The sequence below is a fragment of the Microbacterium sp. ZOR0019 genome (genome assembly GCF_000800925.1).
In the GTDB taxonomy this organism is placed as follows: Bacteria; Actinomycetota; Actinomycetes; order Actinomycetales; family Microbacteriaceae; genus Microbacterium; species Microbacterium aurugineum.
The window spans coordinates 1-22184 of the sequence record NZ_JRKC01000077.1 but is presented as its reverse complement, the minus strand read 5'-3'; the positions used below and the strand labels follow the sequence as shown (position 1 = coordinate 22184).

The following is a 22184-nucleotide window of genomic DNA, read 5'->3' as shown; positions in this document are numbered from 1 at the left end:
GTCTCGGCGACAGACGGGGGTCTCGGCGACAAAAGGGGTCGCTAGCCGAGCAGGTGAGAGGGAGCGATCCAGGCCGTGGCCTCGCCGGGAAGCGCAGCGCCGTCGAGGGGAGCACTCGCGAGGACCACGTCGGCGGCGTCCGCACCGAGGTCGAACGGGGCCGTGCCGAAGTTCGACACCACCTGCCATCCGTTCGGCCGGGCGAAGCGCAGCACGTCGTCGCGCCCGGTCTCGATCCACTCCAGGGCCTCGCCGGTCTGCAGCAGATGCCGCAGGCGCAGGGCCTCCCGGTACAGCGACAGTGTCGACGACGGATCCGCCGCTTCCACGTCGACCGCGTACTCCGCGAACCACTCCGGCTGCGGAAGGTGCGAGCCCGCGGCACCGAAGCCGTGCGAGGAACCCCCCGCCGTCCACGGCAACGGCACGCGGCATCCGTCACGGCCCAGTCCGTCGAACTCGGCGCCGCGGAAGAAGCCGGGGTCCTGACGCTGCTCGGGCGTGATCTGCGCGACCTCGTGGAGTCCGAGCTCTTCCCCCTGGTAGAGGTACGTGCTGCCGGGGAGGCCGAGCAGCAGAAGGGTCGCGGCGTGCGCCCGGCGGAGTCCACCCTCCCGGTCCAGCGCCTCAGCCGGGCCGCCGGCCTTCACCCACTCGGTGCCCTGCTTGACCGGACGGCCGTTCAGCGCCGGGAGTCCGTAGCGGGTGGCGTGACGCGTGACGTCGTGGTTCGACAGCACCCAGGTGGTCGACGATCCGGTGGCCCCCGCCTGCTGCAGGTTGTCGGCGATGATGCTCCGGAACTGCGCGGCGTCGAAGTCGGCGACCAGAAGGTCGAAGTTGAACGCCTGCCCGAGCCCCTCGGCGGAGGCGTACTTCGCACGACGTTCCGGGGTCTCGACCCAGGCCTCGGCGACGGCGGTGCGGGGCGGGTCGTACTCGTTGAAGACCGCACGCCACTCGGCGTAGATCTCGTGCACGTCGTCGCGGTCGATCATCGGATGCGTGCCCGAGGTGCGGTCCATCGCATCGAGTTCGGCGCGTGACGGCAGCGGCTCGCTGAGGTCCTTCGTGAGCATGTGGGCGACGTCGATGCGGAACCCGTCGACGCCGCGGTCCGACCAGAAGCGCAGCGTCTTCAGGAAGTCGGCGCGCACCTCGGGGTGATCCCAGTTCAGGTCGGGCTGTTCGACGGCGAAGTTGTGCAGGTACCACTGCCCGTCTGCCACGCGCTCCCACGCGTTGCCACCGAACACCGAGTCCCAGTCGGTCGGTGGCTCGGATCCGTCGGGGCCGCTGCCCTCGCGGAAGATGTAGCGCTCGCGCGCGGCCGATCCCCGACCGGCGGCGAGCGCCTCCTGGAACCACTCATGCTGGTCGGACGAGTGGTTCGGGACGATGTCGACGATCACGCGGATGCCGCGGGAGTGCAGCGCCTCGACCATGTCGTCGAAGTCGGCGAGTGTGCCGAGCCGCGGATCGACGTCGCGGTAGTCGGCGACGTCGTACCCGCCGTCGGCGAGCGCCGAGGGGTAGAACGGGCTGAGCCAGACCGCATCGATGCCGAGGTCGCGGAGATAGTCGGCCCGGGAGACGATGCCCGGGATGTCGCCGATGCCGTCGCCGTTCGCGTCCGCGAAGCTGCGCGGATAGATCTGGTAGACGGCGGCCTGACGCCACCAGGCGGCATCTTCGGCGGTGCGGGTCTCGGCGAGAAGCGCGTCGGTCATGAGAGGAGGACTCCTTCTGTGTTTCCGGTGTTTCCGGTGGTTCGTGTCGTTCGGCGGGTCGGTCAGCCCTTGACGGCACCCTGCGTGACGCCTTCCATGACCCATCTCTGGGTGAACAGGTAGGCCACGATCGCGGGCGCCATCGCCATCAGGTACGAGGCGAACGCGACGTTGTAGTTGTTGCTGAACTGGTTCTGGAACAGGTTCTGCCGCACGGGCAGCGTCTGCAGCGCCGGGTCGGCGATGATGAGCGACGGCATCATGAAGTCGTTCCAGGCGTACAGGAAGGCGAAGATGCCGACGGTGGCGCTCATCGGGGCGAGCAGCGGGAAGATCAGCTTCCAGAAGGTCTGCCAGGTGCTCGCGCCGTCGATGCGGGCGCTCTCCTCCAGCTCGATCGGGATCGACCGCAGGAACGCGGTGAACAGCAGCACGCTGAAGCTCAGCTGGAACATGGTCGCGAGGATGATCACCCCGAACGGGTTGTCGAGTCCGACGCGTCCGGTGAGCTGGATCTGCGGCAGCGCCACGACGGGGAACGGGATGAACATCGCCGCGAGCAGATAGAAGAACGAGTAGCGGAACAGCCGGCGGTCCCAGTTGCGCACGATCGCGTAGGACGCGAACGCGGCCAGCACGATCGTCGCGGTCACCGTACCGGCGGTGACCAGCAGGGAGATTCCCGCGCCGACGGGGAACTTCGTCAGCGTCCATGCCTCGACGAAGCCGTCGAAGCTGAACGGGGCCGGGAGCGAGAAGGCGTTGCCGTCGACCGCCTGCCCGGTGGTCTTGAGCGCCATCGAGATGGTCACGTACAGGGGCAGGAGGACGGTGACCGCGCACAGGATCAGGATGACCGTGCCCGACCAGTTCACGCGCTCCATGCGCACGCGCGGCTTCTTGCCCGAGGTGGGGATGGTGGTGAGTGTCTGCGTCGACATCAGAGTGCGTTCCTTCCGCGCGTCAGCGACAGCTGGAGGAGGGAGATGAGCACGGCGACGATGAAGAAGATGGTCGCGTTGGCCATCTGGTAGGCGTAGTCGCCGCCGTTGAAGCCCGCGATGATCGTCATCGCGACGCTGCGGGTGGACGTGCCCGGACCTCCGTTGGTGAGGCCGACGATGATGTCGTAGGCGTTCAGGAAGCCCTTGAACCCGAGGATCACGTTGATCACGACGTAGCCCGCGACGAGCGGCAGCGTGATGCGGGTGAGCTGCTGCGCCTTGCTGGCCCCGTCGATGCTCGCCGCCTCGTACACCTCGCCGGGGACGGACAGGAGCCCGGCGATGTAGATCAGCAGTGTGCCGGGCACGGCCTGCCAGGCCGTGACGATCACGATGGCGATCCAGGCGAGGTCCGGATTGGCGAGCAGGCTCGTCTCGAGCCACGGGATGCCGGCCGCCGCTCCCGCCGCAGGAATCGAGTTCGAGAACAGGAAGTTGAAGACGTAGGCGATGATGATGCCCGAGATCACCATCGGGATGACGAAGATCGTCCGCAGGCCCGTCTTGAACCGGATGCGCGAGGTGAGCCCGACGGCCAGCAGGAACGCGACCACGTTCACGACGACGACCGTGGCGATCGAGAACCCGAACGTGAACAGGTAGCTCTGCAGGATCGACGGATCGCTGAACAGCGCGATGTAGTTCGTCAGCCCGTTGAAGCTCCACTCCCCGATGCCGATCGAGTCGGTGAAGCTGAAGAAGATGCCGATGACGCCCGGCAGTGTGATCGCGAGCGTGAAGAGCACCAGCGTGGGCAGCAGGAACAGGTAATAGATCGGCTCGACGCGACGCGTGTGCCGCCGGAGCTTCCGGTCGCCGCCCGTCACGATGACGGTCGTGCTGTCCGACGCCGAGGGGGTCGTGGTGGTGCTCATGATGCGCCCTCCTCACCGGCCGCGTTGTCCTGGGTCGAGGGGATCGGCGCACGGAAGGCGATACGGGCCCAGTCCGCGTCCATCGTGCGCAGGATGGAGGTCGGCGAGGCCCCGAGCACCATCGCCTGCGCGTAGTTGAAGATCGGGAGGGTCTTGGGAACGAGCACCGACGGGCCCTGATAGATCTGGCCCTCGTCGTAGTACTCGATCATCCCCTCGACACGGGGGTCGTCCGGAGCCGGCGCCCCCTTCGTCGGGGTGAAGCCCAGCTGCGAGGCGTTGTACTCCTCGATGTTCCGGGGCTCGTAGAGGAACTCGAGGAAGTCCCGGGCGGCCTCCTTGTGGCGGGAGCCCTCCGGGATCATCGCGGCGAGGTCCATGTTCACACGCACGCCGAGGTCGTCCGGATCATCGGTCATCGGCAGCGGGAAAGTGCCCAGCTGCAGATCGGGCGCGGTCTTCGCGATCTCACTGAACGCCCATGGCCCCTGCAGGTACATCGCGGCCTCCCCCTTGGCGAAGGCCAGGTTGCCGTCGCCGTAGCCGCGGCTCGGCGCATCCGCGTTCGTGTAGTCGTTCGCGAGCTGCATCATCTTGTCCATCGGCTCGGCGAAGTCCTTCGAGAACGAGACCTCGGAGTCGGGCCCCACCTCCGCCCCCTCGTCCGCGAGGGCGTCGAAGAACTCGATCACGTCGACCGAGCCACCCGCGGTGTAGTCGTACCAGCCCTGCCCCACGGTCCAGTCGTCCTTGAACGTGCCGTAGAACGGGTCGATGCCGGCGGCCTTCAGCTGGTCGCACACGGCGAGCAGCTCGTCCCAGGTCTGCGGAACCTCGAGACCCTGCGCCTGGAAGATCTCCTTGTTGTAGATGACCGATGCGGCCATCACCGAATACGGCAGAGCACTCGTCCGCCCCTCGCAGGAGCCGTACTGATCCATGAGCGGCTGCAGGTCGTCGCGGATGTCCGCGGCCGCGGCGGTCTCGGACAAATCGGTGAGGGCGCAGCGCTGCACGAACCGGGCGATCTCGTAGTTGTAGTTGGCGAGCATGATGTCGGGCGGATTGCCCCGCACGAAGCTCGCCGAGACGACATCGACGCCCGAGGTGTCGATCTCGACCCGCACGTCGCTCTGCGACGCGTTGTACTCGGCGACGAGGGCGGTCATGAATTCGATCGCCTCGCGCTTGCTGAAGGTGAAGCGGATGGTCTCCGCTCCTGAGCCCGGGGCGCATCCGGCGAGCGCCGTGCCGACCAGGGTGACCCCCAGGGCTGCGGCCACCGCTCGGGCCGCTCGTGTTCGTCTCTCAGACACCGTCGTCCTTCCGATATATAAATCCACAGACTAAATCTAGTGAGCGAATTTACTCTGTCGAACGGTACTCTCTCATTGAGAAGACAGGGAGGTCAAGTGTCGTGACAGAAGTCTCCGCAGACCTGGGCACCGGCCGTGCAAGCGTGGGGGCAGTCCTCGACTTCGCCTGGACGGCCGGCGAGTTCACCGCGACCGAGGCGATGGCAGGCACCTCCCTGACCCGCTCGACGGCCATCGACGCGATCGACACCCTGGTCGGGGCCGCCGTGCTGTGCGAGCTTCCGAACGCCCGCGCGGTCGGCGCGTACCGCTCCGGCAGACCCTCGCGGCGCTTCGTCTTGGCCCCCGACCTCGGGGTCGTGATCGGCGTGGATGCGGGAGACACCCACCTCGCCGTCACCGTGGCCGACCCTCTCGACCGCACGCTCGTCCACCACCGCCTGGAGTTCACGCCCTCGCAGTCGGCCGACGAACGGCGCGCGACGATCCTCGAACGCCTCGGCGATGCGCTCACGGAAGCCGAGGTGACGCCCGACCGGGTGCTCGCGCTGTGCGTCGGCGTCGCGGCACCCGTGAACCGCGAGGGCGTCTCCCCTCCGCACCCCGACGGCTTCTGGGAGCGCACCAACCCCGGCCTCGCCGAGGCCCTGCGCGACTGGGCTCCCGTCGTCCAGATCAAGAACGACGCGCAGCTCGCCGCCATCGCCGAGGGGACGGAGGGAGCGGCGATCGGATGCCGCGACTACGTCGCTCTGCTCGCGAGCGAGAGATTCGGCGGCGGCGTGGTGGTCGACGGCCACGTGCTGCACGGCGCGCACGGCGGCGTCGGCGAGGGCGTCGTGTTCGACCACATCGTGGGCGTCGGGTCGGCGTTCGGACTCCGCTACGCGGTGGAGGATCAGGTGCGGGCGGCGGTGGATGAGGGCGAGATCGCGGCGGACAGCGCGGTCGGACGCCTCGTCGCAGCAGACCGCATCGATCCCCGCCTCGTGCTCACCCTCGCGGCGTCGGGTGACCCCGATGCCGAGCTGGTCACCTCTCGTGTCGGCGCCACCGTCGCCCGTATCGTCGGCGTGCTCGGCAGCATGTACGACCCGGCGCGCGTCATCGTGTGCGGAGCGGTCGCCGAGAGCATCGAGCCCGTGCTGACCGCCGCCCGGCGCATCCTCCCCGAGGAGCTGCACCTGCCGGCGCCGGAGATCCTCGCCTCGACGCTCGGTGCCGAGGTCGTGTCACGGGGAGCCGTCGCGACCGCTCGCCGCGCGGCCAGGGAGTACGCCGTGCCCCGGCTCGCCGAGGAACGCCTCCGCGCGAGCGCGTAAGGCGGAGGAGCGGCGCGCGGTCAGTCGCGACCCTCCTCGTCCCCCGTCGTCTCCTCCGGCTTCTGGCGCGCGCGGAGTCGAGTCTCCCGCCGGTTCTCGCCGACGGTCAGGGAGGCGTCTCCGGAGGCGGTGTGGGCGGGATTGCCGGGCCCCCGAGGCTGGATACGACCGGGCTCGAGCGTCCGGGTGACGTCTTCGGCCGAGACGACGGGGATCTGCCCGGTGGCGGTTTCGTACCACTCCGTCAGGGCAGGATCATCCGTGTCGATCCCCGCGCCGGCGCCTTCGTCGGCGGCGACCTCGGTCGCGCCGAACACGAAGTCGTCGCCGTGCTCCGCGATCCCCCGGCGCACTCCCTGCGCGATCGCCGCACGCGCGTATCGATGACGCAGCATGTACGGGTCGGTGCGCAGCTCCTTCGCCCACGCGATCATGATGCCGATCACGATGACTGCGAACGGCAGCGCCGACACCACCATGATCGATTGCAGTCCGGACAGAGCGGTCTGACCACCCGCGAGGAGGAGCGCGAGTGCTGCCGCGCCGAGCAGAAGCCCCCACGTGATCGTCACCCAGGTCGACGGCTCCGGTTTGCCGCGCTGGCTCATCGAGCCCATCACGATCGCCGCGGAGTCCGCCGAGGTCACGAAGAACAGGATGATCGAGATCATCGCGAGCACGGAGAGCACCACCCCGAACGGCAGCTCGCCGAGAACCGCGAAGAGGATCGCTTCCGGCGACCCCGCCTCCGCGATGCCACGCCCCTCGGACTCGAACAGCATCGTGGTCCCGCCCATGATCCCGAACCAGACGACGCAGACGATCGACGGCACGACGATCACGACGGTGACGAACTCCCGAAGCGTCCGACCGCGGGAGATCTTCGCGATGAACATTCCCACGAAGGGCGTCCAGGAGATCCACCAGGCCCAGTAGTAGTTCGTCCAACTCGACATGAACGCGGCGGCGTCCTCGCTCTGGGCGGGGTTGCGTGTGAGCATGATCCACAGCTCCCCGAAGAACGCGGAGACGCTGGCGGGGATCATGTTCAACAGGAACAGGGTGGGACCGGCGATGAAGATGAACAGTCCGATCACCGCGGCGATCACCATGTTGATGTTGGACAGCGCCCGGATACCGCGCTTGATGCCGGAGACGGCGGAGACGACGAACGCGGCGGTGAGGACCGTGATGATGACGATGAGGCCCGTGTTTCCGAGCGGCCCGATGCCCGTGACGACTTCCACACCACTGGCGATCTGAAGGGCTCCCATGCCGAGCGTGACCCCGGTACCGAAGAGCGTCACGATGATCGCGAAGACGTCGATCACGGCGCCGATCCAGCCATCGGTGCGCTCGCCGAAGATCGGCCGGAAGATCGCCGAGATCAGTGGAGCGCGGCCTCTTCGATACGCCGCGTAGGCGATCGCCCCACCGACGAGCGCGTAGAACGCCCACGCCATCGGACCCCAATGGAGGATCGATTGCGCGAGGGCGTCGAGCATCGCGTCACGGCTTCCCTCGGCAGCCGTGAAGCCCGGCGGAGGATCCATGAAGTAGGTCAGCGGCTCCGCCGGCCCCCAGAACAGGAGGCCGATCCCCATGCCTGCGGAGAACAGCATCGCGATCCACGACACGGTCGAGAACTCCGGTGACTCGTCGTCGGCGCCCAGCCGGACGCCGCCGGTGCGGCCGTAGCCGACCACGAACATGAAGGCGATCGTCACCACGGCCAGCAGGGAGAACAGCCACCCGAAGTTGTCCGTCACCCATCCGAGCGATGCGGCACCCGCCGCGCTGATGCTCTCCGGGGCGAGGAAGCCCCAGATCACGACCGCCAGCACGAGCACACCGGCGACGCCGAACACGATCCAGTTCGTGTTGAACACACGGGGTGTGTCTTCCACACCGATCCCGGGGATCAGCGCGGGGTGGGTCACTTCTTTCAGGATCTTCTTCGGCGAAGGTTTCCCTGGTATCGAGGTCTTGCTCTCGGCGTCTCGTTCTCGGTCGATCATCGTGATCTCCTTACGCGGCCGGTTCTTCGGGTCAAACTGGTCTTTCCCGCGAGGGCTGAGGTGCTGGACCTCACGATAGGCGAGGTTTCCGCGCAGAACCGCGTAGGAACACACGACTCCGCGCCAACCCGGCGTCTCCCGAGGCGCGACGCAGGACCGGCACGCCCCGGTGAGACGCTGCCGCTCGCACGGCGTGGATTCAGTCGACCAGCAGCGCGGGCTCCTCGAGCACGGACGCGACGTCGGCGATGAAGCGGCTCATGCCATCGCCGTCGATCACGCGGTGGTCGAACGATCCTGCGACCGTCGTCACCCAACGAGGACGCACCTCACCGTCGACGACCCACGGCTTCTGACTGATGGTGCCCATCGCCACGATGCCGGCCTCGCCGGGGTTGATGATCGGGGTTCCGGCATCCATCCCGAACACGCCGATGTTCGTGATGGTGATGGTGCCGCCCTGCTGATCGGCCGGCGGGGTCTTGCCCTCGCGCGCGGTCAGCGTCAGACGGTTCAGCGCCCGCGCCAGGTCCTTCATCCCGAGGTCCTGCGCGTCCTTGATGTTCGGCACCAGCAGACCGCGCGGGGTGGCGGCGGCGATCCCGAGGTTCACGTAGTGGCGCACGGCGATCTCCGCGCCGGCCTCCGTCTCGATCCACGCCGCGTTGACCATGGGCGTGCGGCGGGCCGCCCAGATCACGGCGCGGGCCATGATCAGCAGCGGCGAGACCCGGATGTCGGCGTAGTCGGGCGAAGCCTTGAGGCGCTTGACGAGTTCCATCGTGCGGCTGGCGTCGATCTCCTTCCACACCGTCACGTGCGGGGCCGAGTACGCACTCTGCACCATCGCCGAGGAGGTGGCCTTGCGCACACCCTTGACCGGAATCGACTCGGTGCGGTCGTCTCCCGCGGCCGACGGCTGGGTCGGGGCCAGACCACGCGCGAGTCCTGCCGGTGCGGCCTGCGGAGCGGGCACGGTCTCCTCGCGCACGGTCCCCCACTCCGGGGTCTCGATGTTGCGGAAGACACTCGCCTGCGACGCGTGCTTCATCACGTCATCCCGGGTGACCTCGCCGTCGGAGCCGGTCGCGGCGACCGTGGTGAGGTCGACTCCGAGGTCGCGGGCGAGCTTGCGGATCGGCGGCTTCGCGATGACCCCGACCGAGGAACGCACCGGGCGCTCGGCCGGACGCTTGCGACGTGAGGTCGCGCCGCCGCCCGTGCCATAGCCGACCAGCACCGAGCCCCCGCCCTCTTCCGCGACCGGAGCAGCGGGTGCAGCCGGAGCAGGTGCCGGGGCATCGGTCACGAAGGTGATGATGGGCGTGCCGACCTCGACCGTCGCGCCCTCCTCGACGAGGATCTCGCCCACCACCCCCGCGTGCGGAGACGGCAGCTCGACGAGGGACTTCGCCGTCTCGATCTCGCAGATCACGTCGTTGATCGCGACCGTATCGCCGGGGGCGACCTTCCAGGCCACGACCTCGGCTTCGGTCAGCCCTTCCCCGACGTCCGGGAGGTTGAAGTTCTGCGTGCTCATGACGAGTCCTTTCGGCTGGTGTCTCGTTCGCAACTCAGGAAGATCGTTGGCGTCTGGGCGAAACCAGCCCGAGAATCCGAGATCGGATGAGTTCTTCCTGAGTTGTGAACATGAGGTAGATGTCAGTAGGCCAGGGAGCGATCGACGGCCTCGAGGATGCGGTCCGCATCCGGGAGGTAGGTGCCTTCGAGCTTCGCGGGCGGGAACGGGGTGTCGTAGCCGGAGACGCGCAGCACCGGGGCCTCGAGCGCATAGAACGCCCTTTCCATCACGGTCGCCGCGATCTCGCCGCCGATGCTGCCGAAGCCCTGCGCCTCCTGGGCGTAGACCATGCGTCCGGTCTTGCGCACCGAGTCGAGGATGGGCTCGTAGTCGACCGGCGACAGTGAACGCACGTCGACGACCTCGCAGCTCGTCCCCTCGGCCTCGGCGAGCGCGGCGGCCTGCAGCAGCGTCGTGACCATCGCGCCGTGTCCGACGAGCGTCACATCGCTGCCGGTGCGCACGACGCGTGAGGAGTGCAGCGGCACAGCGGAGGCATCGAGCTCGACCTCGCCCTTCTGCCAGTACCGGCTCTTCGGCTCCATGAAGATCACCGGGTCGTTCGACGCGATCGCCTCCTGGATCATCCAGTACGCATCGTTGGGTGTCGACGGCGAGACCACGCGCAGGCCGGGAGTGTGCGCGAAGTACGCCTCCGGGCTCTCCTGGTGGTGCTCGACCGCGCCGATGTGCCCGCCGTAGGGGATGCGGATCACGATCGGCATGCTGATCGCACCCTCGTGCCGGTTCGTGAGCTTGGCGAGCTGCGTCGTGATCTGGTCGAACGCGGGGAACACGAATCCGTCGAACTGGATCTCGATGACGGGGCGGTACCCGACCATCGCCATGCCGATCGCGGTCCCGACGATCCCCGACTCGGCCAGCGGGGTGTCGAGCACCCGGCGGTCGCCGAAGTCGCGCTGCAGGTGCTCCGTCACACGGAAGACGCCGCCGAGCTTGCCGATGTCCTCGCCCATCAGCACGACCTTCGGGTCGTCCTCCATGGCCTTGCGCATCCCCGCGTTCAGCGCCTTGCTGAGCGGCATCGTCTCGAGGGTCACTGGGCTCCTCCTTCGAACGACGCCTCGTACTGCGCGCGCCAGGCCTTCTGCTGGTCGATCAGCGGATGCGGCTCGCTGTACACGTGGTCGAACATCTTGTCCGGGCTGGGCGGCCCCAGCTCGACCGTGCGGGCGCGCAGATCCTCCGCGGCATCCGCCGCCTCGGCCTCCACATCGGAGAACAGCTGCGCCGAGGCGCCGCGGCCTTCGAGGAATGCACGCATCCGGACGATCGGGTCGCGCCCGGCCCAGTACTGCTCCTCGTCGCTGCCGCGATACTTCGTCGGGTCATCGCTGGTGGTGTGTGCGCCGAGCCGGTAGGTGACCGCTTCGATCGCCTGCGGACCCCTGCCGCTGCGGGCCTCATCGAGAGCTGTGCGGGAGACCGCATAACTGGCGAGCACGTCGTTGCCGTCCACGCGGACGCTCGGGATGCCGTAGCCCGCGCTGCGCTGCACGAGCGGAACCCGCGACTGCGTCGAGACCGGCACCGAGATCGCCCAGTGGTTGTTCTGCAGGAAGAACACGGTCGGCGCCTGATAGCTCGCGGCGAAGACCATCGCCTCGTGCACGTCGCCCTGACTGGAAGCGCCGTCGCCGTAGTAGACGATGACCGCTTCGTCACGGTCGGCCTCACCTGTTCCGGTGCGGCCGTCGAACACGAGTCCCATCCCGTAGCCGGCCGCATGCAGCGCCTGCGAACCGAGCACCAGGGTGTACAGCCGGGTGTTGCCGTTCTTCGGGTCGGTCGGATCCCACCCGCCATGCGAGACGCCGCGCATCAGTTTGATGATGTCGACCGGATCGACACCGCGGATGCGGGTGACCGCGTGCTCCCGGTAGGAGGGGAAGATCGTGTCCTGCGCACGGGCGGCACGACCGGAGCCGACCTGCGCCGCCTCCTGTCCCCGGCTCGGTGGCCAGAGCGCCAGCTGCCCCTGTCGCTGCAGGTTCGTCGCCTGGGTGTCGATCGCACGGATGACGACCATGTCCCGGTAGAACTGCTCGAGCTCGGCATCGCTGATCGCCTCGATCAGGGGAAGGTATCGCTCAGCGGCGGCGGACGGAGCGAACCGTCCGGTCTCGTCCAGAACGCTCACAAGGGGTGTCTCGGAGGTGGTCACGCTCTCACGCTACCCGCGCCCGCATGCCCGGTCACGCATACCTAGGACGCCCTTGCAACTGCCCGGAAACCGGAGAAACACGGGCGAAGACGCCCGGGCGACACGTTCAGCGGACCGAAGACGCGACCTCGAGCACGCGGGCGATGGAGGCTTCCTCGCCGACGGAGATGCGGATGCCGTCTCCGGAGAACGGACGGACGATGAGGTCGTTGGCGACGAACGCCGCGGCCACGTCGTCGGTGCGCTCTCCCGTGGGCAGCCACACGAAGTTCGACTGCGAGTCGGGGACGTCCCAGCCCTGCGCGCGGAGCCCCTCAGCCAGGCGGTCACGGCGCTCGACGATCACGGCGACGCGCTCGAGGAGCTCCGCCTCGGCGTCGAGGCTCGCGATCGCGGCGTTCTCCGCGGCGGAGGTGACCGAGAGCGGGATGCCCGTGGTGCGTGCGGCGTCGAGCACCTTCTCGTGCCCGATCGCGTAGCCGACGCGGAGACCGGCGAGGCCGTACGCCTTCGAGAAGGTCCGCAGCACCACGACGTTCGGGTGCGCATCGAACACGCGCTCGGCGAGACCGTCGACCGCATCCGGTGCCGTGACGAATTCGGCGTACGCCTCGTCGAGGATGATCAGGACGTCGTTCGGGACGCGCTCGACGAAGGCGGCGAACTCGGCCGAGGTGACGATGGGCCCGGTCGGATTGTTGGGCGTGCACACGATGATCGCGCGCGTGCGTTCGGTCACCGCATCCGCCATGGCGCCGAGGTCGTGGCGGGAGTCCGCGGTGAGCGGCACCTGCACCCCGGTCGCGCCGGCCACGAGCGGCAGGCTCGGGTACGCCTCGAAGGAACGCCAGGCGTAGATGACCTCGTCGCCCTCCGACGCGGTCGCGAGGATCAGCTGATGCAGGATCGACACGCTGCCGGACGCGACGTGCACCTGGTCGGGCTCGACGCCGTAGCGCGCACCGAGTCGTTCGCGCAGACGAGTCGCGGTGGCATCCGGGTAGCGGTTGACGGGCGTCGTCCGCTCCAGTGCCTCGAGCACGGAGGGCAGCGGATCGAAGGGGTTCTCGTTGCTGGAGAGCTTGAACGCGTCTGGCCCCGCTTGCTTGCCCTGGCGGTACGGCGCGAGTGCGGCGATGGCAGGACGGATGCGGGGCAGGATCGGCTCGGTCACGAGGTCGAGTCTACGAGGACCGCGGCCGTGGCAGCAGTGTCGATACGCCCTGTTCCCGCCCGATGCACGGTGGTACCATTTTGGTATGGCGATGACGGTGCGACTTCCGGAAGAACTCGATGCGCAGCTCGGCGAGCTGGCATCACGACGACACACGTCGAAGCACGCCCTCCTGATCGAGGCGGCGGATCGCTTCCTCCGCGAGGAGGTAACCACCGAGCAAGCGGTGGGCATCGCCCGCGGCATCTCCGACCGGTACGCGGACCTTCTCAAGAAACTCGAAGACGCGTGACCCGGTACCTCGAGCTTCCACACGCCGTCGCGGTCGCCGAGGAACTGGGCCTCCACATCCGAGACATCGGGCTCCTCTCCTCTGCCCTGGCCCGTCCCTCCAGTTCGATGTTCGGTGTCGAGGCGTACCCGGACCTCGAAGTCAAGGCTGCCGCCCTCCTGTCCTCGTTGAGCCAGAACCACACTCTGTTCGATGGGAACAAGCGCTTCTCCTGGATCATCACTCTCACGTTCCTCGAAATGAACAGCATCGTCATCGACATGAACACGGAGGTCGCCTTCGACCTCATCCTCCGCGCAGCCCAGAGCCTGGCCGATCTCGACGAGATCGCCGCACTGCTCCGCTCGAACCGACGCTGAGCGTCCGCGCGATCAGCCCGGCAGCAGGCTGACAGCCGCGGACGTCCGTGGGACACTGGTCGGACTATGCGCTTCCTCATCCGCGTCGTCGTCAACGCCTTCGCCATCTGGGTCGTCACCCTGATCCCGGCTCTGCAGGTCGTGATCACGCCCTTCCCGCCCGGGGAGACCCTGCAGCTGGTGCTCACCCTGCTCGCGGTCGCCGCGATCTTCGCGCTCGTGAACACGATCATCGGCACCGTCGTGAAGATCGTCGCGTTCCCCCTCTACATCCTCACGCTCGGCCTGATCGGCTTCGTCATCAACGGCTTCCTGCTGTGGCTGACGGCATGGATCACGAGCGGCTTCGGATGGGGCCTCGCGGTCGGCGACTTCTGGTGGGGCGTGCTCGCCGCGCTCATCATCTCGGTGATCAACGGCATCTTCGGCTTCATCCTGCGCCCGCAGAACAAGAACTCCCGCCGCGACTGAGGCCCCGGCCTCGAGCCGGAGCGTCGTCCCGCTCAGCGGGGTGTCCTCTCGGCGCGGTACTCGGTGCGTTCGATCTCCACGGCGGTGGCGAGCTCGGCCCAGTAGGCGTCGAGGGCCTCGGCCCGCGGATCATCCGACGCATCGACCATCTCGGCCGTCTCGATGTACGTCTCGAGTGCGTGCGCCCGCAGCGCGACATCCTGAAGCCCGGCCTGAGGATCACCGACACGCGTCGCCGTGAAGCTGTCCGCCGACCCGGTGTCCGCCGCTGACCCACCCGCGGCGAGGTTCGAGACCAGGTCATCGGAGTGCCGAAGCTGGATGAGCGTCTGATCGTCACCCAGCGAAGGCTGCTGCGGACTCCCCGCGGTCACCTGCATGCCGACGTCGTAGGGGCTCGCCGTCGCCAGGTGCGCCGCGATCATGCCCCCTTGCGAGTAGGCGACCACGTCGACCCGGTCGCCGGGCTCCGCCCCCGCCTCGGTCAGCGCGTCGAGGGTCGCCTGATACGACGCCGACGTGTGCCCCTGATACAGCTCGACGTTCGACTTCATGTCCCACGGCTCCCCCTTCCCGCCCTCCCACGGCGCACCGTTCCTCGTTCCCGCGATGTACGTCACGAAGCGGGTCCCCCCGTCGGCCATCGTGTACTTCTCCACCGCGACCTGTGCCGTCGAGGACGGCATCCGCCGGAGCGCGCCGGCGAGGTTCTGCGGCGCGGCAGGGGTCGAGGCTTTGACCGGAGTCACCCGGATCGGATCCGGCCGCCCCTTCAGCGGCGCCCCTGCGACCACCGCGCCGAGCCCCGTGGCGACGCCGATGAACGCCCCGGCCAGGAACAGAGGAGAGAGCAGGCCGCCCGCGTCGAACTGGCGTCCCGCCCCCTGGAACCGCCGATCCTCCCAGCCCGCCACCAGCCACTCGGCCATCACCCCGACCCGCTCGTCGCCGCTCACCAACTGCTCCAGACGCGCCTCTGCCGCTGCCGCTGCCGCCGCGTCGGTGAGGGCCAGCGCCTCGATCTCAGCCCGCAGCTCGACGACCTCGAAGGCATCGGCCATCAGCTCCGTGCCCACGCACGCGTCGAGGAGTTCGGCCCCCAGGGCGTCGAGTCGCTCCGCACTCGCCGCCAAGGCGTTCACATCGACCTGCGGACAGGCGGCCGGTGCCGAGAGGATCACCTCCTGCGCTCGCACGACCGCGGAACGGGCGTCTTCGTAGCGCTCGGCCACGCCGCGCATCCGGGATCCGACGTCGCGCAGCTGTCCGGTGTCGACGGCGATCGCCCCGCCGTGCCCGATCTCGAGCCCGCTCACCCCTGCGCTCCGAGCTCCCACTCGCGCACGGTCAGGTGTCCGAGTTCGACGCCCGTCTCCTCTCGGAGCCGTCCCAGCAGGTCGTGCAGCGCACGGAATCCTTCGGACTGCCAGTCCGCGTCGTCGACGAGTCCCACCAGCGCCGCACCCGCATCCTCCAGCATCGACACGGCCGCCCCGATCTCTCGGTGTGCGACGAGCCGAGCCCAGACCTCGGCGGAGGTGAACACACGTCCAGGGGAGAGCGAGTACATGGCTTCAGCCTGCGGGATCGGCCGACGTCTCTGAGCGCCATACCCACGGCCGGTGGAGAGGTGGGGACTCGTCCACGCTGTGCAGGATGGCCCGAGGCGGGCAGAATGTACCTGTGACGTCCCCCGTTCCCTTCCGCGTGATCTTCGTGTGCACAGGGAACATCTGCCGCTCCCCCATGGCCGAAGTCGTGTTCCGCGACCTCGCCGAGAAGCAGGGACTCGGGTCGCGCATCGTCTCTCGCAGCGCCGGAACCGGAGACTGGCACCTCGGCGAGCGCGCCGACGAACGCACGATCGAGTCGCTCTCCCGCCGCGGGTACGACGGCTCGCTCCACCGCGCACGGCAGTTCACGTTCGCCTCGTTCGCCGAGAACGACCTCGTCGTCGCACTCGACCGCACGCACGAGCGCATCCTGCGGGAGTGGGCGCGCGACGAAGATGAGGAGGGCAAGGTCACCCTGCTGATGGCCTTCGACCCGAACGCCTCGACCCACGATGTCCCCGACCCTTACTACGCCGGAGCGGAGATGTTCGATTCGGTGCTCGGTATGATTGAGACGGCGACCCGGGGTCTGTTCCGCCAACTCGAACCCGCCCTGCGCCAGCCCCGCACGCCCCGCCTCTGAGGGGCCCGATCAGGAGGACTCCCCTGACTTTCCAGCCTTCGCTCCCGCCGCAGCCCCTGAGCCCGCTCGATGGTCGCTACCGCGGCGCCGTCACCGGTCTCGCCGACTTCCTCTCCGAAGCCGGACTCAACCGCGCGCGGGTCGAGGTCGAGGTCGAGTGGCTGATCGCCCTGACCGACCGCTCGCTGTTCGAGACGACGCCGCTCTCGGACGCCGACAAGGATCGCCTGCGCGCGCTGTATCGCGACTTCGGCCAGGCCGAGATCGACTGGCTCGCCGAGAAGGAAGCCGTCACGCAGCACGACGTGAAGGCGATCGAGTACCTCGTGCGCGACCGCCTCTCGACGCTCGGCCTCGACGCCATCGCCGAACTCACGCACTTCGCCGCCACGAGCGAGGACATCAACTCCGCCTCGTACGCGCTCACCGTGAAGCGGGCGGTCGAGCAGGTCTGGCTCCCCGCGCTCGACACCGTCATCGCGAAGCTCCGCGAACTCGCCGTCGAGCACGCCGATGCGGCCATGCTCTCCCGCACGCACGGCCAGCCCGCGACCCCGTCGACCATGGGCAAGGAGCTCGCGGTGTTCGCATGGCGTCTGGAGCGCGTGCGCGGTCAGATCGCGGCATCCGAGTACCTCGCCAAGTTCTCGGGTGCGACCGGGACCTGGTCGGCGCATCTCGCGGCCGACCCGGATGCCGACTGGCCGACCATCGCCCGTGAGTACATCGAGGGCATGGGGCTGGGCTTCAACCTCCTGACGACCCAGATCGAGTCGCACGACTGGCAGGTCGAGCTCTACGACCGTGTGCGGCACGCGGGCGGCATCCTGCACAACCTCGCCACCGACATCTGGACGTACATCTCGCTCGGGTACTTCGCGCAGATCCCCGTCGCCGGGGCCACCGGCTCGTCGACGATGCCGCACAAGATCAACCCGATCCGCTTCGAGAACGCCGAGGCGAACCTCGAGATCTCGGGCGCCCTGCTCGCCTCGCTCGGCCAGACGCTCGTCACCAGCCGCCTGCAGCGCGACCTCACCGACTCGACCACGCAGCGCAACATCGGTGTGGCCTTCGGACACTCGCTGCTCGCGCTCGACAACCTGCGTCGCGGCCTCAACGCGATCTCGCTCTCGCGCGACGTGCTGCTCGCCGACCTCGACGTGAACTGGGAGGTGCTCGCCGAAGCCATCCAGACCGTCATCCGCGCCGAGGTGGTGGCCGGTCGGTCCACGATCACGGATCCGTACGCACTCCTCAAGGAGCTCACGCGGGGTCACCGGGTGGGCGCGGCCGAGCTCGCGACGTTCGTCGAGGGCCTCGAGATCGGGGATGCCGCCAAGCAGCGACTCCTCGCGCTGACCCCCGCGACCTACACCGGCATCGCGGAGCGCCTGGCCCGCTGACCCGTTCTCGCCGCTAGGCCGGTTCGCCGGAGTGGCGCTCGACGTGATCCCGCGGCATGAATGCGGCAGCGAGCAGCGTGAGCATGGCCGTCGCGGCGACGGCGACGAACACCCACACCGAGGCGTGGATGATCGTCTCCGGGTCGTCGGCGCCCGCACCCTGCGCGATGACCGCGTTGGAGATCGCGCCGAACACCGCCACGCCCACCGCACTCCCGGCGGAACGTGCAAAGGCGTTCATGCCCGTCACGGCACCGCGTTCCCCCCAGCCCACCGAGGACTGTGCGGCGATCAGGGTCGGGGCGGCCGACCAGCCGAGGCCGAAGCCGAGCACGAACGCGATCACCGACATCACGAACGGGTTCGGCCACGAGGAGACCGCGGCGAGCACGGTCGCCGCGAACGTGGCGATGCTCATGCCGATCAGGGTGGTGCGGCGGAAGCCGATGCGCAGGTACAGTCGTCCGACGTTCGCGGCCGCGATGGGCCAGCCGAGAGTCAAGGCGGCGACCGCCAGGCCGGATAGGAGGGGCGCGATGCCCAGTGACCCTTCCAGGTACGCGGGGGCGAAGCTGGTCACACCGATCATGAGCGCCCCCACCCCGAGTGACACGAGCGTGGTCGTCAGGATCAACGGCCGCGCCGCGAGCCGGAGGTCGACGATCGGCTCCGCCGCCCGCCGCTCGACCATCGCGAAGAACGCGAGGGCCACGACGCCCACCCCGAAGCAGAGTGCACTCGGCACGGAGATCCAGTCCCAGGCGTTCCCACCCTCGAGCATCCCGAGGATGAGGCCGGTGAGCCCGATCGTGAGCAGGACGGCCCCGGCGTAGTCGATCCGGTGCCGACGGGTCTGCTTCTCCTCCTTGTACTTGAGCTGCAGCATCCACGCGGCGATCAGACACAGGGGGATGTTCACCCAGAAGATCCATCGCCACGCGTCGAGCTGCGCGAAGATGCCGCCGAGCGCGGGTCCGACCACCGACGAGATCGCCCACACGCTCGCGATGTACCCCTGCACCTTCGCGCGCTCGGCGACCGTGTAGATGTCGCCCACGATCGTCATCGCCATCGGCGCGACCGCGCCCGCCCCCAAGCCCTGGATGAGGCGGAACAGGATGAGCGCGGGCATGCTCCACGCGAACCCGCAGAGCACGGAGCCGAGCAGGAACAGGGCGATCCCGAGGAGGATGATCGGCTTGCGGCCCACCGTGTCGGCGAACCGGGAGTAGATGGGGACGCTCACCGCCTGCGCCAGCAGATACACCGAGAACAGCCAGGGGAACTGCTGGTAGCTGCCGAGATCGCGGACGATGCTCGGGACCGCGGTCGCGAGGATCGTGGCGTCGATCGCGATGAGGCCGGTGGCGAGCATCAGCGCGCCGAGGATGGGGCCTCGCGCCGAGCGGAGTCCGATGGAGGCGCGGTCGACGGGGGCGGTCACTTCAGGAACAAGCGGTCGGACGGCACGACTATTCCGGACGAGGGCGGAACAGCAGGGGATGCCGCACGCCCGACGGTCACGACGACGCCGCGCGGCCGGGCTGCTCGCCGTCCGCCTCGCCCTCGGGCTCCGGGTCGTCGTAGAGCACCGGACGGTCGATGGTCTTGGTGACATCGGCGGGGTCGACCGCCAGGATCAGCATCGCGAGGATCAGGAGCGTGACGATGAACGCGCCACCGCCGACCACGAGGCCGAGCGCCACCGGGGTCAGCCCGTCATAGCTGCCGTTCGCGATCGCCGTGTTCACCCTGGCGGTGAAGGCTCCGGTCGAGACCAGCGTCACGACCATGGCGAAGACGCCGCAACCCAGCGCGATCAGCAGCAGGTGCAGCGGGCGCAGGATGTCCCGACGGGTGGGCTTCTCGTCGCTCATCGCGTTCCTCCGTGCTCCGCAGCGGCGGTGTCGTCGTTCGATTCGGAGACCGCGGTGACGGTGTCCATTCGCTTCGGGGTGAGGCCGGCGATGCCGAGGAAGACGGCGAGGATCGCCGCGTACCCACCGAACATCCCGACGCCGAGGATGATGCCGGACAACACGAACGTGCCGGCCTTCTCGATCGTGTACTCCTGGACGAAGCCGGCCGGGATCAGCAGCAGCACGATCCCGAGCAGCACCCCCAGCGCGCCGACCGTGATCGCATCACGGGACAGCGGATCGGCGTTTCGACGAGAGCGGATGCCGGCGAGGAGCTCGATGCCGCCGCTCAGGATCGCCCAGGTCGAGACCACGATGAAGAACAGGTCGTCGGAGCGCCAGGCCGGGATGCCGCTCACGGCGCCGGCGAGGGTGCCGAGGACGCCGAGCAGGATGTAGGGCCAGCGGGACCCCGCGGGGAGCACCAGCCACGCGGCCAGCAGCTGGATGAGCGCGGTGACGAAGACGAAGCCGCTGAACACCGAGAGGCCGACGGGAGCGGAGTGGTCCGACGAGAAGGTGATCATCAGGGCGGCGACGGCGGCGAACAGTGCGCGCAGCAATTGCACGTGGCGCATGGTGAATGCGCGAGCAGGGGCAGACATGACGATCCAGAGTCCTCCGGGGTGTTGCTCCCAGTCTACGCGGGGGCGCAGAGCCGCAACGCCCGCGGCGTGCGGAGGAGGTTTCGTGAAGCCCGGCGGATCTCCCCAGATCGATTGCCGGGCTTCACGACGTACGCAGCAAGGGGGGCATCACTGCGTCAGGCCGGTCCTCGCACGGTCGGGCACCCTACCTGCGACGACGGCCAAGTGACCCCACATGCCCACCCGGTCCCCTGAGGTATGCGCGTGCGGTCGTATGCTCACTCTAGGACGGTGGGCTTCACATACCGGATGGGGGCTGTGATGAGTTACGAATATGACGCGCGCAGATCCGGATCCGATGCATTCGCGGGGGCGCTGCGCGATGCGATCAACGCCAGGGACGTGACCCTCTCCTGGCTGCAGCAACAGCTCAACGCGCGCGGCAACCGGGTCTCGATGGCCACGCTGAGTTACTGGCGCTCCGGCGCCCGACGCCCCGAGGGCGTGCAGTCGCTCGCCGCACTCGCCGACATCGAGGACCTCCTCCGGCTCGAGGCCGGAGCCCTGAGCAGGCTTCTCCGGTCGACGAACCGCACGGGCCCGCTCGGGCCCAATCAGTTCCCGATCGATGAGGAAGAGCTCGAGCGCGCGGTCATGGACGCGTTCCAGGCGCTCGGTGCGTCGTACCCCGACACCTCCCGAGAGCTCACGACGCACTCGGTGACCGATGTGGGGGCCGACGGCAACATCGCCTACAGCGTCACCCGCAGCATCCTCCAGTCCACGGTCGGCACCATCACGGCGATCCCGTTCCTGGAGATCACTCCCGGGGTTCGCACGCCCGCACCCGTGATCGAAGCCGTCTCCGGAGGCAGGATCGCCGCACGGTACTCCCACCCCGATGGCGAGGTCCACGGGGTGCTGTTCGAGCTCGACATCCCGCTGACAGCCCCGGACACCGCAATGGTCGAGTGGTCGGCGGAGTATCCGCCCGACTACCCGGAGACGCGCGACACCGGGCACGCGCTGGCCCAGAAGGCCCGGGAACTGCTGGTGTGGACCCGTTTCCATCCGGACGCGATCCCGGACTGGTGCGAGGAGCACCTCGAGACCCCTGAAGGCGTGACCCTGACACCGCTGCCGCCACCCCGAGGCACCTCGGTGCACCTGGTGCGCCGGGCGTTCGGCCCCGGTGCGCTCGGCCTGCGCTGGGGATACGGACCCCGCGAGGATCAGCCCGGCTGATCGCCGGTCGCCACCGGGCGGCCAGGAGTGTTCGACCACTGGCTCCAGGATCCGGGGAACACCTTCGCCTCGATGCCCACCTCGTGCAGGACCAGCGCGGTGTGGGCGGCGGTCACGCCCGAACCGCAGTACGCAGCCACCGGTGCGCCCGGGGTCACCCCGACCGCCGCGAGGGTGGCGAGCACGGTATCGGTGTCGAGGAGTCTCCCCTGGTCGTCGAGGTGGAGCGTGGTCGGCAGATTGCGCGCGCCGGGGATGTGACCGGCCACCGGGTCGAGCGGCTCGGTCTCGCCGCGGTACCGCTCGGGGGCGCGCACGTCGAGCAGGACTCCGGTTTCCGGGAACGCCGCCGCCTCGTCGATCGAGAGGGCATCGCGCCCGATCTCCTCGAGCACCACGTCGCCGGGCTCCGGGCTCACGTCATCGGTCGCGACCTCGAATCCCTCGGCCTGCCACCCGCGGAGGCCGCCGGCGAGCACGCGCACGTTGACCCCCGCCTGCCG

Annotated in this window: 22 protein-coding genes; 7 read left to right on the top strand and 15 right to left on the bottom strand. The window is 68.7% G+C overall.

The annotated features are described in order from the left end of the window. Positions 1 to 41: 41 nt before the first annotated feature. The 4 genes from L978_RS15600 to L978_RS15585 all read right to left on the bottom strand — a co-directional run bounded on the left by L978_RS15600 (position 42) and on the right by L978_RS15585 (position 4925). Entirely contained in the window at positions 42 to 1730 is a 1689-nt protein-coding gene (locus L978_RS15600; protein WP_047524206.1) for a glycoside hydrolase family 13 protein, read from the bottom strand. A 62-nt stretch (positions 1731 to 1792) separates the two neighbouring features. After that, a complete protein-coding gene (locus tag L978_RS15595) occupies positions 1793 to 2671 on the bottom strand; it encodes a carbohydrate ABC transporter permease (RefSeq protein WP_047524205.1) in 879 nt (292 codons plus the stop codon). Next, positions 2671 to 3609 (bottom strand): carbohydrate ABC transporter permease, encoded by a 939-nt coding sequence (locus L978_RS15590; RefSeq protein ID WP_047524204.1) that lies wholly within the window; start codon positions 3607 to 3609, stop codon positions 2671 to 2673. Before L978_RS15590 ends, L978_RS15595 begins: the two co-directional genes overlap by 1 nt. Further along, positions 3606 to 4925 carry an ABC transporter substrate-binding protein gene (locus L978_RS15585; RefSeq protein ID WP_047524203.1) on the bottom strand — a complete coding sequence of 440 codons (1320 nt, stop codon included), beginning with the start codon at positions 4923 to 4925 and terminating at the stop codon, positions 3606 to 3608. Before L978_RS15585 ends, L978_RS15590 begins: the two co-directional genes overlap by 4 nt. Before the next feature lie 101 nt (positions 4926 to 5026). Here L978_RS15585 and L978_RS15580 point away from each other — a divergent pair, with 101 nt between their 5' ends. Next, a complete protein-coding gene (locus L978_RS15580) occupies positions 5027 to 6247 on the top strand; it encodes an ROK family protein (RefSeq protein ID WP_047524202.1) in 1221 nt (406 codons plus the stop codon). A gap of 20 nt (positions 6248 to 6267) precedes the next feature. Here the strand turns inward: L978_RS15580 and L978_RS15575 are convergent, their stop codons facing one another. The 5 genes from L978_RS15575 to L978_RS15555 form a co-directional block, all read right to left on the bottom strand. After that, on the bottom strand, positions 6268 to 8265 hold the full coding sequence (locus L978_RS15575) for a BCCT family transporter (RefSeq protein ID WP_081997088.1): 1998 nt from the start codon (positions 8263 to 8265) through the stop codon (positions 6268 to 6270). 199 nt (positions 8266 to 8464) lie between these two features. After that, the gene (locus L978_RS15570) at positions 8465 to 9805 is read right to left on the bottom strand and encodes a dihydrolipoamide acetyltransferase family protein (RefSeq protein WP_047524201.1); all 1341 of its coding nucleotides are present in this window, start codon (positions 9803 to 9805) and stop codon (positions 8465 to 8467) included. 122 nt (positions 9806 to 9927) lie between these two features. Then, positions 9928 to 10893: an alpha-ketoacid dehydrogenase subunit beta gene (locus tag L978_RS15565; protein WP_047524248.1), complete on the bottom strand. Its 966-nt coding sequence runs from the start codon at positions 10891 to 10893 to the stop codon at positions 9928 to 9930. Positions 10894 to 10904: 11 nt separating this feature from the next. Next, entirely contained in the window at positions 10905 to 12032 is a 1128-nt protein-coding gene (locus L978_RS15560) for a thiamine pyrophosphate-dependent dehydrogenase E1 component subunit alpha (RefSeq protein ID WP_047524200.1), read from the bottom strand. A gap of 106 nt (positions 12033 to 12138) precedes the next feature. Next, positions 12139 to 13206, bottom strand: coding sequence for a histidinol-phosphate transaminase (locus tag L978_RS15555; RefSeq protein WP_047524199.1), 1068 nt, complete (start codon positions 13204 to 13206; stop codon positions 12139 to 12141). 85 nt (positions 13207 to 13291) lie between these two features. Between L978_RS15555 and L978_RS15550 the strand changes: the two genes are divergently transcribed. From L978_RS15550 to L978_RS15540, 3 genes are all read left to right on the top strand, one after another. Then, positions 13292 to 13498 (top strand): ribbon-helix-helix protein, CopG family, encoded by a 207-nt coding sequence (locus L978_RS15550; protein WP_047524198.1) that lies wholly within the window; start codon positions 13292 to 13294, stop codon positions 13496 to 13498. Next, positions 13495 to 13857 (top strand): type II toxin-antitoxin system death-on-curing family toxin, encoded by a 363-nt coding sequence (locus tag L978_RS15545; RefSeq protein ID WP_047524197.1) that lies wholly within the window; start codon positions 13495 to 13497, stop codon positions 13855 to 13857. Before L978_RS15550 ends, L978_RS15545 begins: the two co-directional genes overlap by 4 nt. Before the next feature lie 66 nt (positions 13858 to 13923). Next, on the top strand, positions 13924 to 14328 hold the full coding sequence (locus L978_RS15540) for a phage holin family protein (protein ID WP_047524196.1): 405 nt from the start codon (positions 13924 to 13926) through the stop codon (positions 14326 to 14328). 32 nt (positions 14329 to 14360) lie between these two features. Here the strand turns inward: L978_RS15540 and L978_RS18435 are convergent, their stop codons facing one another. Both L978_RS18435 and L978_RS15530 read right to left on the bottom strand, forming a co-directional pair. Next, on the bottom strand, positions 14361 to 15644 hold the full coding sequence (locus L978_RS18435) for a hypothetical protein (protein ID WP_052193806.1): 1284 nt from the start codon (positions 15642 to 15644) through the stop codon (positions 14361 to 14363). Further along, the gene (locus tag L978_RS15530; protein WP_047524195.1) at positions 15641 to 15898 is read right to left on the bottom strand and encodes a hypothetical protein; all 258 of its coding nucleotides are present in this window, start codon (positions 15896 to 15898) and stop codon (positions 15641 to 15643) included. The genes L978_RS18435 and L978_RS15530 overlap by 4 nt, the downstream gene beginning before the upstream one ends. A gap of 86 nt (positions 15899 to 15984) precedes the next feature. On the opposite strand from L978_RS15530, the gene L978_RS15525 reads away from it, so the two are divergent. Further along, positions 15985 to 16524 carry a low molecular weight protein-tyrosine-phosphatase gene (locus tag L978_RS15525; RefSeq protein ID WP_194239304.1) on the top strand — a complete coding sequence of 180 codons (540 nt, stop codon included), beginning with the start codon at positions 15985 to 15987 and terminating at the stop codon, positions 16522 to 16524. A 23-nt stretch (positions 16525 to 16547) separates the two neighbouring features. Further along, entirely contained in the window at positions 16548 to 17930 is a 1383-nt protein-coding gene (gene purB / locus L978_RS15520; protein ID WP_052193805.1) for an adenylosuccinate lyase, read from the top strand. Between the two features lie 13 nt (positions 17931 to 17943). Here purB and L978_RS15515 read toward each other — a convergent pair whose 3' ends face one another. The 3 genes from L978_RS15515 to L978_RS15505 form a co-directional block, all read right to left on the bottom strand. Further along, positions 17944 to 19374, bottom strand: coding sequence for an MFS transporter (locus L978_RS15515; protein WP_047524193.1), 1431 nt, complete (start codon positions 19372 to 19374; stop codon positions 17944 to 17946). Positions 19375 to 19450: 76 nt separating this feature from the next. Next, entirely contained in the window at positions 19451 to 19807 is a 357-nt protein-coding gene (locus tag L978_RS15510; RefSeq protein ID WP_047524192.1) for a hypothetical protein, read from the bottom strand. Further along, positions 19804 to 20454 (bottom strand): hypothetical protein, encoded by a 651-nt coding sequence (locus tag L978_RS15505; RefSeq protein WP_047524191.1) that lies wholly within the window; start codon positions 20452 to 20454, stop codon positions 19804 to 19806. Before L978_RS15505 ends, L978_RS15510 begins: the two co-directional genes overlap by 4 nt. A 303-nt stretch (positions 20455 to 20757) precedes the next feature. Between L978_RS15505 and L978_RS15500 the strand changes: the two genes are divergently transcribed. Then, positions 20758 to 21681 (top strand): hypothetical protein, encoded by a 924-nt coding sequence (locus tag L978_RS15500; protein WP_047524190.1) that lies wholly within the window; start codon positions 20758 to 20760, stop codon positions 21679 to 21681. On the opposite strand, the gene L978_RS15495 is transcribed toward L978_RS15500, so the two are convergent. Then, positions 21669 to 22184: sulfurtransferase (locus tag L978_RS15495; RefSeq protein ID WP_047524189.1), on the bottom strand; the 516-nt coding region annotated here is incomplete at its 5' end. The genes L978_RS15500 and L978_RS15495 overlap by 13 nt on opposite strands.

Excerpts from the sequence above, each read along its gene's own strand:
- L978_RS15595 (WP_047524205.1), bottom strand. The coding sequence starts at position 2,671 with ATGTCGACGCAGACACTCACCACCATCCCCACCTCGGGCAAGAAGCCG.
- L978_RS15575 (WP_081997088.1), bottom strand. The coding sequence starts at position 8,265 with ATGATCGACCGAGAACGAGACGCCGAGAGCAAGACCTCGATACCAGGG.
- L978_RS15550 (WP_047524198.1), top strand. The coding sequence starts at position 13,292 with ATGGCGATGACGGTGCGACTTCCGGAAGAACTCGATGCGCAGCTCGGC.
- L978_RS15590 (WP_047524204.1), bottom strand. The coding sequence starts at position 3,609 with ATGAGCACCACCACGACCCCCTCGGCGTCGGACAGCACGACCGTCATC.
- L978_RS15565 (WP_047524248.1), bottom strand. The coding sequence starts at position 10,893 with ATGCCGCTCAGCAAGGCGCTGAACGCGGGGATGCGCAAGGCCATGGAG.
- L978_RS15500 (WP_047524190.1), top strand. The coding sequence starts at position 20,758 with ATGAGTTACGAATATGACGCGCGCAGATCCGGATCCGATGCATTCGCG.
- L978_RS15510 (WP_047524192.1), bottom strand. The coding sequence starts at position 19,807 with ATGAGCGACGAGAAGCCCACCCGTCGGGACATCCTGCGCCCGCTGCAC.
- L978_RS15540 (WP_047524196.1), top strand. The coding sequence starts at position 13,924 with ATGCGCTTCCTCATCCGCGTCGTCGTCAACGCCTTCGCCATCTGGGTC.
- L978_RS15570 (WP_047524201.1), bottom strand. The coding sequence starts at position 9,805 with ATGAGCACGCAGAACTTCAACCTCCCGGACGTCGGGGAAGGGCTGACC.
- L978_RS15600 (WP_047524206.1), bottom strand. The coding sequence starts at position 1,730 with ATGACCGACGCGCTTCTCGCCGAGACCCGCACCGCCGAAGATGCCGCC.
- L978_RS15525 (WP_194239304.1), top strand. The coding sequence starts at position 15,985 with ATGGCCCGAGGCGGGCAGAATGTACCTGTGACGTCCCCCGTTCCCTTC.
- L978_RS15505 (WP_047524191.1), bottom strand. The coding sequence starts at position 20,454 with ATGTCTGCCCCTGCTCGCGCATTCACCATGCGCCACGTGCAATTGCTG.
- L978_RS15530 (WP_047524195.1), bottom strand. The coding sequence starts at position 15,898 with ATGTACTCGCTCTCCCCTGGACGTGTGTTCACCTCCGCCGAGGTCTGG.